Origin of the sequence: Sphingomonas sp. (genome assembly GCF_035317925.1) — a bacterium.
GTDB lineage: Bacteria > Pseudomonadota > Alphaproteobacteria > Sphingomonadales > Sphingomonadaceae > Sphingomonas_I.
Genome location: NZ_DATHFV010000120.1, coordinates 32,738 through 47,552 on the forward strand (window position 1 = coordinate 32,738; position 14,815 = coordinate 47,552).

Here is a 14,815-nt window from a genome sequence, read left to right on the forward strand (position 1 = left end):
TCGGCAGGCTGTGCGTAACGCCTCGGCTAGATTGACCGCGCGTAGGCGCGGATCGTGTCGGCGATATCGTCGCGCTCCAGCGCGAGCGCGATATTGGCGATGATGAAGCCGGCTTTCTCGCCGCAATCGTGGCGCGTGCCCTCGAACGTCTGTGCGTGGAAGGGCTGCCTGCCGATCAGCTCGGCCATCGCGTCGGTCAACTGGATCTCGCCGCCCGCGCCCTTCTTGCCCTCGGACAATATGTCGAGCACTTCGGGCTGGAGGATGTAGCGGCCGACCACCGCCAGCCGCGACGGCGCGGTACCCGCCTTGGGTTTCTCCACCATGCTGCGGACCTCGGTCACCGCGCCGTTCGACGCGCCGGGTTCGACGATGCCGTAACGGTGCGTATGCTCCTCCGGCACCTCGACCACCGCGACGACATTGCCGCCTTCGGCGTCATAGGTGGCGCACATCTGCTTGAGGCAGGGGTTGGCCGGGTTCCACAGCAATTCGTCGGGCAGCAGCACCGCGAACGGCTCGTCGCCGATCAGCTGGCGCGCGCACCAGACCGCATGGCCGAGACCCGCCATCTGCTGCTGGCGGACGAAAGCGGCCTGGCCGGGCTCGAGCCGGGTCGGACGCATCGCCTCCAATATCTCGGTCTTGGCCTTGGCGTTGAGATCGTGCTCGATCTCGAACGCGCTGTCGAAATAATCCTCGATCGCGTGCTTGCCGCGGCCGGTGACGAAGATCATCTGTTCGATCCCCGCCGCGCGCGCCTCGTCGATCGCATATTGGATCAGCGGACGGTCGACGACCGGCAGCAATTCCTTGGGCACAGCCTTGGTCGCGGGCAGGAAGCGGGTGCCGAAGCCCGCCACCGGAAAAACCGCCTTGCGTACGCGCTTGTTGGTCATGTTTTCCTCAAAGCCAGGGGGGAAGCTTGTCGGCCTCGATCAGCGCCTCAATCGGCTGACGGTCGCGCACGACCGCCCATTCCTCCCCCGATACGATCGCTTCGGGCACGAGCCCGCGCGAATTATAGGTGTTCGCCATGGTGGCACCATAGGCGCCCGCGGTCATGAAGGCGACCAGATCGCCGGCCTCCACCTTATCCATTTCGCGCGAACGGGCGAAAGTGTCGCCGGTTTCGCAGATCGGCCCGACGATATTGGCGATGAAGGTGTCGCCATTGGGCTCGACCGCACGGATATTATGCCACGCATCGTACAGGCTCGGGCGGAGCAGATCGTTCATCCCGGCATCGACCACCACGAACGGATAGGTCTTGCCCTCTTTCACTCTGATGACACGCGTCAGCATTACGCCCGCATTGCCGACGATCACACGGCCTGGCTCGAAGATCAGCCGCACATCCCAGCCGGCGGTCACATCCGCCACCATCGCGCCATAATCGGCGGGCGAAGGCGGCGCGGGCACGGCGGGATTGTACGGCACACCCAGGCCGCCGCCCAGATCGGCTGTGGTGATCGTGTGACCGGCGGCACGCAGTTCGGCGATCAAGACGCCGACGCGCTCGAATGCTGCGCGGCTGGGGGTGAGATCGGTCAGCTGGCTGCCGATATGGACCGCGACCCCGGTCGGATCGAGGCCAGGCAGCTCGGCGGCGCGGGCATAGGCAGCTACCGCGCGATCATAGACGATGCCGAACTTGTCATCGGCGCGGCCGGTCGAGATCTTGCTGTGCGTGCCCGCATCGACATCGGGGTTGATGCGGAACGCGACCTTCGCCGTCAGGCCGAGCGACGTGGCGACCTCGGACAGCATTTCGGCTTCCTCGACCGATTCGAGGTTGAACTGACCGATGCCTTCCTTGAGGCCCAGCGCCATTTCCTCGGCAGTCTTGCCGACGCCGGAAAAGACGATCTTCGCGGCCGGAATGCCGGCAGCGCGCGCGCGCATCAATTCGCCGCCGGAAACGACGTCGGCGCCCAGGCCGGCCTTGGCGAGTGTCGCCAGCACCGCGCGGTTGGGATTGGCCTTGACCGCGAACGCGATCCACGGATCCGCGATCCCCGCCAGCGCCTCGCGGAAGACGCGCACATGGCGTTCGATCGTCGCGGTCGAATAGACATAGATCGGCGTGCCGGCTTCTTCCGCGATCCGCGTCAGCGGCACGCCTTCGGCGTGCATCACGCCGTCCTTAATCTCGAAATGATCCATCTTATTTGGGCGGCTGATCGAACGGATCGACCGGGCGCGGCTGCGACTTGGTCAGCAATTCGTCGCTGCGCGACGGGCGCTCGCTCGTCGGCTGCTTGAGCAATTGCACCGCGGTCGGCGCGGCCGGCGCGGTCGCGGGCTTGATCGGCAGTGCCGCGCCTGCGGGCGGGTGCAAGGTCTGCTTGTTGCCGCAGGCGGCGAGGCCAAGGAAGGCGGCTGGGATCAGAAGGCGCTTCATGCTTTGCCCTTCCTGGCTTCGGCGATGCGTGCGCGGACCTGTTCGGGTGCGGTGCCGCCATGGCTTGTCCGGCTCGCGACCGAGGCGTCGACCGTCAGCACGCCGAACACGCGTTCGTCGATACGGCTGTCGATCGCCTGCAAGGCTTCGAGCGGCAAGGCGGCCAGCGCGACACCTTCGGTTTCGGCGAGCTTCACCGCACGGCCGGTGATGTGATGCGCCTCGCGGAACGGGATATTGCCCTCGCGCACCAGCCAGTCGGCGAAATCGGTCGCGGTCGAGAAGCCCGCTTCGGCCGCCGCGCGCATCCGCTCCGGCACGAACCGTGTCGTCTCGACCATGCCGGTCATCGCCGCGATCGAGAGCGCGAGCAGGTCGTGCGCCTCGAATACCGGCGGCTTATCGTCCTGCATGTCCTTCGAATAAGCGAGCGGCAGGCCCTTCATCGTCATCGTCAGCGCGACCATGCAGCCCGCGATCCGCCCCGAATGGCCGCGCACCAGCTCGGCCGCGTCGGGGTTGCGCTTCTGCGGCATGATCGACGAGCCGGTCGAATAAGCGTCAGGCAGCGAGACGAAACCGTAAGGCTGGCTCGCCCAGATCACGAATTCCTCAGCCATCCGTGACAGATGCAGGCTGCACTGGGTCGCGGCCATCAGATAGTCGAGCGCGAAATCGCGGTCGGAGACCGAATCGAGTGAATTACCGGTCGGCCCGTCGAAGCCGAGCGCGGCCGCGGTCGCATGGCGATCGATCGGGAAGCCGGTGCCGGCGAGCGCGGCGCTGCCGAGCGGCGAACGATTCATGCGGGCGCGGGCGTCGGCGAAGCGCGACAGATCGCGCCCGATCATCGCGTGCCACGCCATCAGATGATGGCCGAGCGTCACCGGCTGCGCGATCTGGAGATGCGTGAAGCCAGGCATGATCGTCGCGGCATGTTCTGTGGCGCGAACCAGAAGGGCCGCCTGGAAGGCGTTTAGACCGGCGATCACCGCATCGATCGCATCACGCACCCACAAGCGGAAGTCGGTCGCGACCTGATCGTTGCGCGACCGCGCGGTGTGCAACCGGCCCGCCGCCGGTCCGACCAGCTCGGCCAGCCGGCTTTCGACAGTCATATGGATATCTTCGAGGCTCAAATCCTCGGGCGGCCCGCTCTTTTCATATTCGTCCGCGATCTGGGCGAGGCCCCGGTCGATCGCGGCCACATCGGCCGCATCGACGATGCCCTGCTTGCCCAGCATCGCGACATGCGCGCGGCTGGCGACGATGTCCTGCCGCCAAAGTCGCTTGTCGAATGGAATCGAGGCGTTGATTTCGCGCATGATGGCGCTAGGTCCATCGGCGAAACGCCCTCCCCACATGGCATTGGAGTCCGACATGCGGCGTCTTGCCCTTGCTTCCCTAACGCTGCTGGCCGCGCTCGGCGGTTGCCATAAGCAAGCGGCCCCTGCGCCGCAAGCGCAGCCCGTGCAACCGCCCGTGCCCGTCGAGCCGCCCGCCGGCCCCGATCTGTCCGACAAGGGCAAGGCGATCCCGACCGTCGAGATCAGGAATGCGGATGGTCAGCCCGCCAAATTGTCCGATCTCAAGGGCACGCCCTTGCTGGTCAATCTGTGGGCGACCTGGTGCGTGCCGTGCATCAAGGAATTGCCGACGCTCGACGCGCTTGCCGCGCGCGAGGCGGGCAAATTGCAGGTCGTGGTCGTGAACGAGGATCTGGAAGGGGCGCGCGTCGTCACGCCGTTCCTCCAGAAACGCCCGCTCAAGACGCTCAAGCCGTGGATGGATACCAACAGCGCATTGATGATCCCGCTCAAGGCGTCGTCGCTGCCGACGACGGTCCTTTACAGCGCCGACGGCAAGCAGGTGTGGCGCATCGCGCGCGACATGGACTGGAGCGGGCCGGAGGCGGCGGCGTTGATCGCGCAGGCCGGCGGCTGATCAGTTTTTGATTTGTCGCGATTTCCGAGTCACCGGGTGATTCCACCCGGTTAGAAATCGCTCTAGTGCCCGCCGGGCAGGCTGATCTGATACAGGAACGGCCAGTCCTTGCCCGTCACGAACAGGTTTCCGGTCGCCTTGTCATAGGCGATGCCATTGGGGACGGCGTCGCTGCTGTTCGCGGTGCCGGCCCGCTGCCATAAGGCGGTAAGGTCGATCCAGCCCTTCACCTTGCCGGTATGCGGATCGATGCGGGCGATCATGGCGGTCTGCCAGATATTGGCCAGGATCTCGCCCCGGACATATTCGAGTTCGTTCAGCGAAGCGATCGGGGCGCCCTCCACCGTGACCCGAAGGCGGCGCACGACCCGCATCGTTTTGGGATCGAGGAAACGCAGCACCGGCGTGCCATCGGACATGATGATGTGGCGGCCATCCTGGGTCATCGCCCAGCCCTCGCCGCTATAGGTCCAGTTTCCCGCCGCTTTCAGCCCCGGCAGCGTCCATTTGAAGCCTTTGCCGCCGTGCCACACGAAGCTGTAAAGCGTGTTGCCCCAATCGACGATGCCCTCGCCGAACAGATTGGGCGGGATCGCGATGCTCTGGACGGTGCGGCCGGTGGTGAGCACCTTCTTGCGGATGAAGCTGCGCCCTTCGAATCCCGTGCTTTCATAGAGCCAGCCGTCGCGGATCAGCAGGCCTTCGGTGAAGGCGGTCGTATCGTGTGGGTAGGTGCGGATCACGCGCGCTTGCTCGACCGGCAACGCGGCTGCGGCCGGCCACGCGAGAAAGACGAGCAGAAGGGCGGCGATCCGGCGCATCAGCGCCGCCTTAGCAGGCGTCCATCGATCGCCGCCAGCCCAAGCCCGATCAGCGCCATGCCCGCGAAATGGCGTGGCGCTAGATGCTCGCCCAGCACGAACGTGCCGAGCAGGATCGCGGTCACCGGGATCAGGAAGGTGACGAGCAGGCTGTTGGTCGCGCCCGCCGACGCGAGCAGCTTGAAATAGAGGATGTAGGCGATCGCGGTCGAGAAGAAGGTGAGGCCGGCCAGCGCCATCCACGCTTGGGGCGCGGGTGCGGAGGCCTGCCAGGGCGGCTCGAACAGCAGCACCAGCGGCAGCAGGATGATCGCGGCCGCGCTGAGCGAACCGGTCGCCACCGCGACCGGTGAAACGCCAAGTCCCCGAAAACGGCGGCCCCACACGCCCGCAAGGGCATAGGACAGGGTCGAGCCCAGGCAGGCGAGTTGCGCCAGCACGTTTGTTCCGATCTGGCCAAGCAGATCGGCGCCGATCATCACCGCGACGCCGGCAAAGCCGAGCAGCACGCCCGCGACCTTGCCCGGCGTCATCCGCTCGTCGTGCGTGAAGAGATGCGCGACGATCACGCCCCAGATCGGCGTGGTCGCGTTGAGGATCGAGGCGAGGCCGGATGGGATCGTCCGCTGCGCAAACGCGAACAGGATGAAGGGCAGGGCGTTGTTGAGCAAAGCCAGCAGGAACAAGGCCGGGATCACCGCACGCGGCAGCACCCACGCCTCGCGCCGGATGATTCGCCACGCCCATAACAGGCCGGCGCCGAGGCTTACGCGCAGCAGAACGAGCGTGATCGGCGCAATCGAATGGATCGCGATGCCGATGAAGAAGAAGGATCCGCCCCACAGCACCGACAGGATCAGCAGGGTCGCCCAGTCGGCGCGGTTCATGTGCGAGGCCATGGTCCGGACATAAAAGAAAAGCGGCGGGAGACCATCCCGCCGCTTGCTCTCAAAGCCTTACCAGACGTGGACGCGCTCGTCCGGCGGCAGATAGAGCTTGTCGCCCGGCTTGACGTCGAACGCCTTGTACCAGGGGTCGAAATTGCGGACGATGCCGTTGACCCGGAAATAAGCCGGGCTGTGCGGATCGCTCAGCAATTGCTGGCGGGTCGCGCCGTCGCGGCGCTTCTGCCGCCACGCCTCGGCGAAGGCGAGGAAGAAGCGCTGGTCGCCGGTATAACCGTCGATCACCGGCGGCTCGCCATGCTGTGACACATAATGGCGATAGGCCTGATAGGCGGCCTCGATCCCGCCCAGATCGCCCAGATTCTCGCCCAGCGTGAGCTGGCCGTTGATCTTGGTGCCGGGGATCGGCTCATAGCCATTATATTGCGCGACCAGTTTCTGCGCGTGCACGGTGTAGGCGTCGGCGGTGTCCTTGGTCCACCAGTCGCGCAGATGGCCGCTCGCGTCGAACTTGCGGCCCTGATCGTCGAAACCGTGGCCCATTTCGTGGCCGATGATAGCCCCGATCGCGCCGTAATTGACCGCCGGGTCCGCGTGGGGATCGAAGAATGGCGGCTGGAGGATCGCGGCCGGGAAGGTGATCTGGTTGGCCAGCGGGCTGTAATAAGCGTTCACCGTCTGCGGGGTCATGTTCCACAGGCTGCGGTCGACCGGCCTGGGGAAGCGCGACAATTGCAGCTGCCACTGGAAGTCGCTCGCCGCGATCGCATTGGCGAGCGGATCGGCCGGGCTCACCACCATTGGCGAATAGTCGATATATTTGATCGGATGACCGGTGCGCGGTTCGAACGCCTTCAATTTGGCGAGCGCTTCGGTGCGCGTCGCCTCGTCCATCCAGGTGGCATGACCGATCTTGTCGGCATAAGCCGCGCGCAGATTCTCGATCAGCTCGCCCATCTGCCGCTCGCTTTCGGGCGGATAATGGCGCTTCACATAAGCTTGGCCGACCGCCTCGCCGAGCGCGCCGTTGACCTGCTGCACGCCGCGCTTCCAGCGGTCGCGCTGGACGGGGATGTCGTTCATCGTGCGACTGTAGAAATCGAACTGTGCGTCATCGAACGCCTTGGGCAGGTCGGTCGCGTGGTCGCTGACGAAGCGGAAGGCGAGATATTCCTTCCAGGTCGAAAGCGGCACGTCGTCGAGCAACTTGCCCGCCGCGGTGATGGCGGTGGTCTCGCCCGCGATCACCGTCGGGACATCGCCCAGACCCAGCGCCTGCAGATAGACCGGCCAGTCGAATTGCGGCGCGAGCGCGGTCAGCGGCCGGATCTCCATCGGGTGATAGAGACCCTGGATGTCACGGCGCTTGGCGCGCGACCATTGGTCGGTCGCGAGCTTGGTCTCGAGCGCGATGATGCGGTCGGCACGTCCTTCCGGATCGGGGAAGCCGGCGAGCTGCTGGATCTTCACGACGTAAGCGCGATAGGCCTTGCGGATGGCGTCATATTTCTCGCCCTGCAGCAGATAATAATCGCGGTCGGGCAGGCCGAGGCTGCTCTGCGTCGCGATCGCCGCATAACGCGTCGGATCCGTGAAATCGGGAATTATGCCGACATCGATGGGGGCGGCAAAACCGGGTGCGGCGAACAGGCGGATCAGATCGTCGCGCGTCGCCACCGCATCGATCCGCGCGAGATAAGGCTGGAGCGGCTTTGTGCCCGCCGCCTCGATCGCGGCCGTGTCCATCCAGGCCTTGTAATAGTCGCCGACCTTGCGGTCGGTCGCGCTCGCCTTGGGATCGCGGGCAACAGCATCGAGCAGGTCGCGCACGTCGATCTCGGCCTGGTCGGCCAGCTTGACGCTGACGCCCGCGCTGCTGCGGTCGGGCGCGAAATCGGTGGTGCGCCCCCAGGTGCCGTTGGCAAAGGCCCAGAAATCGTCGCCCGGCTTCACCGTCTTGTCCATGCCGGCATAATCGAAGCCCCAGCTGCCATAGACGGGCTTGGCTGCGGCGAAGGCGGGCGAAAAGACGGTAAGAGCGGCCACAGCGGCGGCGGTTTTCAGCATCAGTTTCATAAGGGCTCTCGCATCGGAAAGGATCGGAAAAACGGCGCGGGACGGGCTCACCAGACCTGGACGCGCTGGTCGGGCGGCAAATAGAGCGCATCGCCCGGTTTGACGCTGAACGCGGCATACCAGGGGTCGAAATTACGGACGATGCCGTTGACGCGATAGGCGTCGGGACTGTGCGGATCGGACAGCAAGGCCGCGCGCTGCGCGCCTTCGCGGCGCTTGCCCTGCCACGACTGGGCATAAGCGAGGAAGAAGCGCTGATCGCCGGTATAGCCGTCGATCACCGGCGGCTCGCCATGTCGCGCCACGTAGCGATGATAGGCGGCATAAGCGGCCTCGAGCCCGCCCAGATCGGCGAGATTTTCGCCGAGCGTGAGCTGGCCCTTGATGTGGACGCCCGGGATCGGCTCGTACGCGTCGAACTGCTTGGCCAGCATCTGCGCATGCACCGTGTAGCGATCGGCGGACGGCTTGGTCCACCAGTCGCGCAGGCGGCCCTGCGCGTCGAACTGGCGGCCTTCGTCGTCGAAGCCATGGCCCATCTCATGGCCGATCGTCGCGCCGGTCTCGCCGTAATTGACCGCCGGATCAGCTGCCGCGTCGAAGAAGGGCGGCTGCAGGATCGCGGCCGGGAAAGTGACCTGGTTCATGGTCGGATCGTAATAGGCATTCACCGTCTGCGGGGTCATGTCCCACAGGGTCCGATCGACCGGCTTGCCAAGGCGGGAGAGCTGCAACTGCCATTCGAACCGGCCCGATTCCATCGCATTGGCGAGCGGATCGGTGCGGCTCACCCGGAAGCTCGCATAGTCGATATATTTGGCGGGATGGCCGATGCGCGGATCGAACGTCGCGAGTTTGGCCAGCGCTTCCTTGCGCGTCGCCATGTCCATCCACGGGGCGTGCTCGATCTTGTCGGCGTAGGCGGCGCGCATGTCGCTCACCAGCTCATTGGCTTGGTGCTCGGTGTCGGGGAGCCAATGGCGCTGGACATAGAGCTGGCCGACCGCCTCGCCCAGATCCGCGTCCAGCAATTCCACGCCGCGCTTCCAGCGCGCGCGCTGTTCCTGCACGTCGCGCAGCGTGTGGCTGTAGAAATCGAAGCGCGCGTCATCGAACGCCTTGGGCAAATATTGCGCATGATCGCTGATGAAGCGGAAGGCGATATAGTCCTTCCACGTCTGCAGCGGCACGTCGCTGACGCGCTTGCCTGCAGCTGCCACCGCGCTCGGCTCGCTCACATCGACGATCGGCATCTTGCTCAGGCCGATGCCGGCCAGCGTCGGCGTCCAATCGAATTCGGGCGCGAGCTTCGCAAGCTGCGCGCGCGTCATCGGGTTGTAGGTCGCCTGCGGATCGCGCCGCCGCTCGGGCGTCCACTGATCCTGCGACAGTCGCGTCTCGAGCGCGATGAAGCTGTCCGCCTTGGCGGCCGCGTCGGGAATTCCGGCGAGCGTCTCGATCCGGATGATGTAGTCGCGATAGGCCTTGCGGAAGGCCTCATACTTGGCGCCGGGAAGCAGGTAATAATCGCGCGTCGGCAGGCCGAGCCGCGCCTGGCTGGCGACGACGGTATAGCGTGTCGGATCCTTCTCGTCGGCCTGGATGCCGATGTCGATCGGCGCGGCATAACCCGGCTCTGCCATCAGCGCGACGAGCTGCTTCCTGTCTCGCACCGCGGCGATATGCGCGAGATAGGGCTGGAGCGGCGCGAGCCCGCGCTTTTCGATCCCGTCCTTGTCCATCCACGCCGCATAGAAATCGCCGATCTGGCGCGCGATCGCGTCGTTGGGGCGTTTGGCGGCATCCTCGACGATTTCGCGCAGCTGCAGCTCGGCATCGTCGGGCATGTCGTAATTATAGCCCGCGCCGATCTTATCGGGGGCGATCGGGTGGTCCCTGAGCCAGGTGCCCTCGGCAAAACCAAAGAAGTCGCTCCCCGGGTTCACGCTCTTGTCCATGTCGGCATAATCGACGCCCCACGGGCCGTATTTCGGCTTGGTCGTGTCGGCGGCGATCGCCGGCGTGAGCGCCATCACCAGCGCGACAGTCGCAACCGTCGCCCGCAGCATCGTCTTCATATTGCGTCCCCGCGAAACATTATTGCCGACTTTTCTAAGCGGCACGGGGGGCGGGCGCTAGCGCCCAATGGGACGTTGGGCTCCAAAGCGGTGTCGTTTATGGACTCTCAGTCGCGCAGCAATTCGTTGATGCCGGTTTTGGAGCGCGTCTGCGCGTCGACGCGCTTCACGATTACCGCGCAATAAAGCCCGGGGCCGCCGTCCTTGCCCGGCAGGCTGCCCGGCACCACCACCGCATAAGGCGGCACACGGCCCATGAAGATTTCGCCGCTCGCGCGGTCGACGATCTTGGTCGACGCGCCGAGATAGACGCCCATCGACAGCACCGCGCCCTCGCCGATGTGCACGCCCTCGGCGACCTCGGAACGCGCGCCGATGAAGCAATTGTCCTCGATCACGACCGGGCCGGCCTGGAGCGGCTCGAGCACGCCGCCGATGCCGACACCGCCTGAAATATGGACGTTCGCACCGATCTGCGCGCAGCTGCCGACTGTGGCCCAGGTATCGACCATCGTATTCTCGCCGACATAAGCCCCGATATTGACGAAGCTCGGCATCAGCACGACGCCCTTGCTGATGTGCGCGCCATGACGGACGGTCGCGCCCGGCACAACGCGGAAGCCGGCGGCGCGGAAACGGGCTTCATCCCAGCCCGCGAACTTGGTCGGCACCTTGTCGAACGCCGGGCCGCCGGGCGTGCCATTATCGACCACGACATTGTCGTTGAGCCGGAACGAGAGCAGGACCGCCTTCTTGAGCCACTGATTGACCGTCCAGGCATCGCCCTTCTTCTCGGCGACGCGGAAGGTGCCCGCATCCAATCCCGCAAGCGCGGCCTCGACCGCATCGCGCACCTCGCCCCGGGTTGCGGTCGAGAGCGTGTCGCGCGCCTCCCAGGCGGCGTCGATCGTGGCTTCGAGCGTCATTCTTCCCCCAAGATTTCGTGGAGCCAGAGCCCCAGGTCGCCGGTCCGGTAATCGATCCCGTCGGTTATGTCTGCCCCGACCTGTTCCGAGCCATTGTCGATCCAGAGCGTGGTCAGCCCCAGCGCCTTGGCCGGCGGCAGGTTGCGCGCGAGATCGTCGGCGAACAAGGCGCGATGCGGGTCGATCCCGAATGATGCGACCATCGACTCATAGGCATGGGCATGCGGCTTTGGCCGATAGGCCATGGCGTGGATGTCGTGGATCGCCTCGAAACTCTCCGACAGGCCAACCCCCGCCAGCACGCGCCGCGCATAGGGCTCGTCGCCATTGGTGAAGATCAATTTGCGCCCGGGCAGACGCGCGATCGCATCGATCAGGTTTTTGTCTTCCTGCAGCACATCCATCTCGATCGCATGCACGTCGGCGAGGAAGTGGTGCGGATCGACCCCATGATCGGTCATCAGCCCGTTGAGCGTCGTGCCATGCTCGCGGAAATAGGTCTTCTGGACCTTGTAGGCATCCTCGAACGACTGGCCGGTGATGCGCATCACATAAGCGGTCATGCGCTTGTCGATCAGCCCGAACAGGTCCGCCGACGCCGGATAGAGCGTGTTGTCGAGATCGAAGATCCAGGCGTCGATATGGGCGAGGGCGGGCAGCATGCGCGGCTGGTAGGCGGGCCCATCCACCCGCGCAACCGTCGCTCCAGCGCAGGCTGGGGCCTATTTCTATCGCGGTCTAATGCAGCGCTTGTCGGTCGCCCTTCGCGTCTGTTCCCTGCGGCAGGTAACGAGCCATGCGGGCGTTCAACAGGCGAACGAGTTCGGGATCCATGAACGCGTAATCGTCCGGGATATCCAGGCAGACGAGCTGCTTGCCATTCAGCACCTTCCGAAAGCGCTTTTGGATCTTCGCTCGGTGCGACCGCTCCATCACGAATATGTAGTCCGCCCACGCCAGCAGCTCGCCCGTCAGCGGATTCTCGGCGTCGTTGTTCGTGCCTGCCGAGGCCACCTCGATGCCATCCCGCGTTGAGAAAATCTGTTCGGCGGTCGGGCTGCGAAGCTTGTTCTGGCTGCATACGAACAGGAAGCGCTTCATGTTTTACAGGAAGTTCGCCAGATCGCTCGGTTCGATCAGCACGTCGCGGCGGCCGACATGGTCGGGCTGCGAGATGATGCCGTCTTTCTCCATCCGTTCGATCAGCCGCGCCGCGCCGTTATAGCCGACGCGCAACTGGCGCTGCAGCCATGAGGTCGAGGCCTTGCGGTTCTCGACCACCAGCTGGACCGCCTTGCGATAGCTCGCGGTTTCGGGATCGTCGGGGCCGGTCGGCGCGCCCTCGATCGCATAGCCGCCGTCCATCGGCTCCTCGGTGACCGCCGAGATATATTCGGGCGGACGCTGCGCCTTCCAATGATCCGCGACCGCGCGCACCTCGTCGTCCGACACGAACGGCCCATGGACGCGCACGATCTGCTTGCCGCCGGCGACGTAGAGCATGTCGCCCTTGCCCAGCAGTTGCTCGGCGCCCTGCTCGTTGAGGATGGTACGGCTGTCGATCTTGGAGGCGACCTGGAAGCTGATCCGGGTCGGCAGATTGGCCTTGATCACGCCGGTGATGACGTCAACTGACGGACGCTGCGTCGCCATGATCAGGTGGATGCCCGCCGCGCGCGCCTTTTGCGCGAGCCGCTGGATCAGGAATTCGACTTCCTTGCCCGCGGTCATCATCAGGTCGGCGAGCTCGTCGACCACCACCACGATCATCGGCATCGGCTCGAATTCGAGCTTCTCTTCCTCATAGATCGGCTGGCCGGTGTCGGCGTCGTAGCCGGTCTGGACGCGGCGCCCGAGGAGCTGGCCCTTGGCCTTGGCCGCCTTCACCTTCTCGTTGAACGACGCGAGGCTACGCACCTGGATCGTCGCCATCATGCGATAGCGATCTTCCATCTGCTCGACCGCCCATTTGAGCGCGCGGATCGCCTTGGCGGGCTCGGTCACCACCGGCGAGAGCAGGTGCGGAATGTCGTCATAGACGCTCAGTTCCAGCATCTTCGGATCGATCATGATCATGCGGCACTGATCGGGCGTGAGCCGATAAAGCAAGGACAGGATCATTGCATTGAGGCCGACCGACTTGCCCGATCCGGTCGTGCCCGCGACGAGCAGATGCGGCATCGGCGACAGGTCCGCGATCACCGGGTCGCCCGCGATATTCTTGCCGAGGATGAGCGCCAGATTGCCCGGTCCCTGATTCTCGAACTGGTTGCTCGCGATCAGTTCCGACAGGACGACGCTTTCGCGCTTCTGGTTGGGCAGCTCGATCCCGATTACGGTGCGGCCGGGGATGGTCGCGACCCGCGCCGACAAGGCCGACATGTTGCGCGCGATATCGTCGGCGAGCGCGACCACGCGGCTCGCCTTGACGCCCGATTCCGGCTCAAGCTCGTACATCGTCACGACCGGGCCGGGGCGGACCTCGGTAATGCGGCCGCGCACCTTGAAATCCTCAAGCACGGTTTCGAGCAGGCGCGCGTTGCGCTCGAGCGCATTCTTGTCGAGCTGGCCGGTCTGCGGCGGCGGCGGCGCGCCGAGCAGATCGAGCGTCGGCAGGATCCAGGTATCGCCCAGATCGAGCTTGGCCTGGCGCTCGCGCTGCGTGCGCTGGCTCGGCGGCGCCGGCTTGGCCGGCGTGGTGATGGTCGGACGCGGCGGCTCCGGCTCATCGAGGTCATCCTCGATTTCCTTGCGCGGGGCGCGGGTGAGTGCCTGCTTCAGCGGTCGCGTCACCGAAACGCGTTCGCGCGCCACTTTCTCTCGGCGGCGGAACAAGGCCGCGCGCTCCTCGGCATCGAGGCCGAGCGACCACAAGGCCATCGTGATCGCGAGGATGCCGAGCACGAGCACGCTGGCGATGCGGATGCCGACCGCCCAGCCCGGCTGGAGCGCGTCGAGGCCGTTGTCGATCAATTTGGCCGTGCCCAGCCCGATCGCCCCACCCGCGCCGGCGGGCAGCGAACTCGACAGGCCGATATGGACGAGCGCGAGTGCGACGTCGCCGAGCAGCATCGCGATGATCGTGATCGGTAGCGCACGCTTCCACTGGCCGGGATGAACCCCGCGCCACAGCCGAAGTGCAACCACCACCAAAGGCGGGATCAGCAGCACGGCGGGAAGGCCGAATGCGGTCAGCAGGATGTCTGCGCTCCAGGCTCCGACCGGGCCGAGCACGTTGCGGAAAACCGGCGCGGCGGCGGTGTTCATCGCCGGATCGGTCGACGAATAGGATGCAAGCGCGAAGCCGATCATCAACGCGAAAGCGAGCACGGTGAGCGCGCTCAGCATCGCCCAGCCGCGCCGGCCGATATGCCGCATCTGGCCACGCCAATTCACGCCGCTCGCGATCCGTGTCGCCATCACCAACCCCTCTCAGACGGGCTAATTGTGCACGAAATGTTCCGGCAGGGCAATTCGCCTCGAAGCGTCGGGGGCGCGCTTCAGCCGACCAACGGTGTCGCCGGTTTGGGCGGCACCGGCGGCTTGCCCAGCCAGACGAGGCCGTTCTTCAGGTCGAACGTCACGACCCAGTTGCGCAGGAACGGCATGCCGAGATTGCCGTCCATGATCATGTCGGGCGAGAAAGCGTCCGCCGTGTCGG

General features: G+C 65.4%; 13 protein-coding genes. 1 reads left to right on the plus strand and 12 read right to left on the minus strand.

Features of this window, described 5'->3' with window-relative positions; all coding sequences use genetic code 11:
• Positions 1 to 26 precede the first annotated feature (26 nt).
• Genes galU through argH form a run of 4 tightly spaced genes read right to left on the minus strand, consistent with a single transcriptional unit; the run spans position 27 to position 3,768 of the window.
• Entirely contained in the window at positions 27 to 899 is an 873-nt protein-coding gene (gene galU, locus VK533_RS08675) for a UTP--glucose-1-phosphate uridylyltransferase GalU (protein ID WP_324376469.1), read from the minus strand.
• A gap of 7 nt (positions 900 to 906) precedes the next feature.
• Entirely contained in the window at positions 907 to 2,166 is a 1,260-nt protein-coding gene (lysA, locus tag VK533_RS08680) for a diaminopimelate decarboxylase (RefSeq protein WP_324376471.1), read from the minus strand.
• Between the two features lies 1 nt (position 2,167).
• Positions 2,168 to 2,404, minus strand: coding sequence for a hypothetical protein (locus VK533_RS08685; RefSeq protein WP_324376473.1), 237 nt, complete (start codon positions 2,402 to 2,404; stop codon positions 2,168 to 2,170).
• Entirely contained in the window at positions 2,401 to 3,768 is a 1,368-nt protein-coding gene (gene argH, locus VK533_RS08690; RefSeq protein ID WP_324376493.1) for an argininosuccinate lyase, read from the minus strand. Before argH ends, VK533_RS08685 begins: the two co-directional genes overlap by 4 nt.
• A 16-nt stretch (positions 3,769 to 3,784) precedes the next feature.
• Between argH and VK533_RS08695 the strand changes: the two genes are divergently transcribed.
• On the plus strand, positions 3,785 to 4,348 hold the full coding sequence (locus VK533_RS08695) for a TlpA disulfide reductase family protein (RefSeq protein ID WP_324376475.1): 564 nt from the start codon (positions 3,785 to 3,787) through the stop codon (positions 4,346 to 4,348).
• Positions 4,349 to 4,410: 62 nt separating this feature from the next.
• Here the strand turns inward: VK533_RS08695 and VK533_RS08700 are convergent, their stop codons facing one another.
• From VK533_RS08700 to VK533_RS08735, 8 genes are all read right to left on the minus strand, one after another.
• Complete coding sequence (locus VK533_RS08700; RefSeq protein ID WP_324376477.1) at positions 4,411 to 5,169, minus strand: glutaminyl-peptide cyclotransferase; 759 nt, start codon at positions 5,167 to 5,169, stop codon at positions 4,411 to 4,413.
• On the minus strand, positions 5,169 to 6,056 hold the full coding sequence (locus tag VK533_RS08705) for a DMT family transporter (protein WP_324376479.1): 888 nt from the start codon (positions 6,054 to 6,056) through the stop codon (positions 5,169 to 5,171). The genes VK533_RS08700 and VK533_RS08705 overlap by 1 nt, the downstream gene beginning before the upstream one ends.
• 69 nt (positions 6,057 to 6,125) lie before the next feature.
• Positions 6,126 to 8,150, minus strand: coding sequence for a M13 family metallopeptidase (locus VK533_RS08710; protein ID WP_324376481.1), 2,025 nt, complete (start codon positions 8,148 to 8,150; stop codon positions 6,126 to 6,128).
• A 47-nt stretch (positions 8,151 to 8,197) separates the two neighbouring features.
• Positions 8,198 to 10,228, minus strand: a complete 2,031-nt coding sequence (locus VK533_RS08715) for a M13 family metallopeptidase (protein ID WP_324376483.1) — start codon at positions 10,226 to 10,228, stop codon at positions 8,198 to 8,200.
• A 107-nt stretch (positions 10,229 to 10,335) separates the two neighbouring features.
• A complete protein-coding gene (gene dapD / locus VK533_RS08720) occupies positions 10,336 to 11,154 on the minus strand; it encodes a 2,3,4,5-tetrahydropyridine-2,6-dicarboxylate N-succinyltransferase (RefSeq protein WP_324376485.1) in 819 nt (272 codons plus the stop codon).
• Entirely contained in the window at positions 11,151 to 11,816 is a 666-nt protein-coding gene (locus VK533_RS08725) for a pyrimidine 5'-nucleotidase (RefSeq protein WP_324376487.1), read from the minus strand. Before VK533_RS08725 ends, dapD begins: the two co-directional genes overlap by 4 nt.
• A gap of 76 nt (positions 11,817 to 11,892) precedes the next feature.
• The gene (locus VK533_RS08730; protein ID WP_324376489.1) at positions 11,893 to 12,255 is read right to left on the minus strand and encodes a low molecular weight protein tyrosine phosphatase family protein; all 363 of its coding nucleotides are present in this window, start codon (positions 12,253 to 12,255) and stop codon (positions 11,893 to 11,895) included.
• A 3-nt stretch (positions 12,256 to 12,258) separates the two neighbouring features.
• Positions 12,259 to 14,574: an FtsK/SpoIIIE family DNA translocase gene (locus VK533_RS08735; RefSeq protein WP_324376491.1), complete on the minus strand. Its 2,316-nt coding sequence runs from the start codon at positions 14,572 to 14,574 to the stop codon at positions 12,259 to 12,261.
• Positions 14,575 to 14,815: the final 241 nt, after the last annotated feature.

Bases quoted from the DNA above. Each gene is read 5' to 3' on its own strand.
- galU (WP_324376469.1), bottom strand. From the start codon at position 899: ATGACCAACAAGCGCGTACGCAAGGCGGTTTTTCCGGTGGCGGGCTTC.
- lysA (WP_324376471.1), bottom strand. From the start codon at position 2,166: ATGGATCATTTCGAGATTAAGGACGGCGTGATGCACGCCGAAGGCGTG.
- VK533_RS08685 (WP_324376473.1), bottom strand. From the start codon at position 2,404: ATGAAGCGCCTTCTGATCCCAGCCGCCTTCCTTGGCCTCGCCGCCTGC.
- argH (WP_324376493.1), bottom strand. From the start codon at position 3,768: ATGTGGGGAGGGCGTTTCGCCGATGGACCTAGCGCCATCATGCGCGAA.
- VK533_RS08695 (WP_324376475.1), top strand. From the start codon at position 3,785: ATGCGGCGTCTTGCCCTTGCTTCCCTAACGCTGCTGGCCGCGCTCGGC.
- VK533_RS08700 (WP_324376477.1), bottom strand. From the start codon at position 5,169: ATGCGCCGGATCGCCGCCCTTCTGCTCGTCTTTCTCGCGTGGCCGGCC.
- VK533_RS08705 (WP_324376479.1), bottom strand. From the start codon at position 6,056: ATGAACCGCGCCGACTGGGCGACCCTGCTGATCCTGTCGGTGCTGTGG.
- VK533_RS08710 (WP_324376481.1), bottom strand. From the start codon at position 8,150: ATGAAACTGATGCTGAAAACCGCCGCCGCTGTGGCCGCTCTTACCGTC.
- VK533_RS08715 (WP_324376483.1), bottom strand. From the start codon at position 10,228: ATGAAGACGATGCTGCGGGCGACGGTTGCGACTGTCGCGCTGGTGATG.
- dapD (WP_324376485.1), bottom strand. From the start codon at position 11,154: ATGACGCTCGAAGCCACGATCGACGCCGCCTGGGAGGCGCGCGACACG.
- VK533_RS08725 (WP_324376487.1), bottom strand. From the start codon at position 11,816: ATGCTGCCCGCCCTCGCCCATATCGACGCCTGGATCTTCGATCTCGAC.
- VK533_RS08730 (WP_324376489.1), bottom strand. From the start codon at position 12,255: ATGAAGCGCTTCCTGTTCGTATGCAGCCAGAACAAGCTTCGCAGCCCG.
- VK533_RS08735 (WP_324376491.1), bottom strand. From the start codon at position 14,574: ATGGCGACACGGATCGCGAGCGGCGTGAATTGGCGTGGCCAGATGCGG.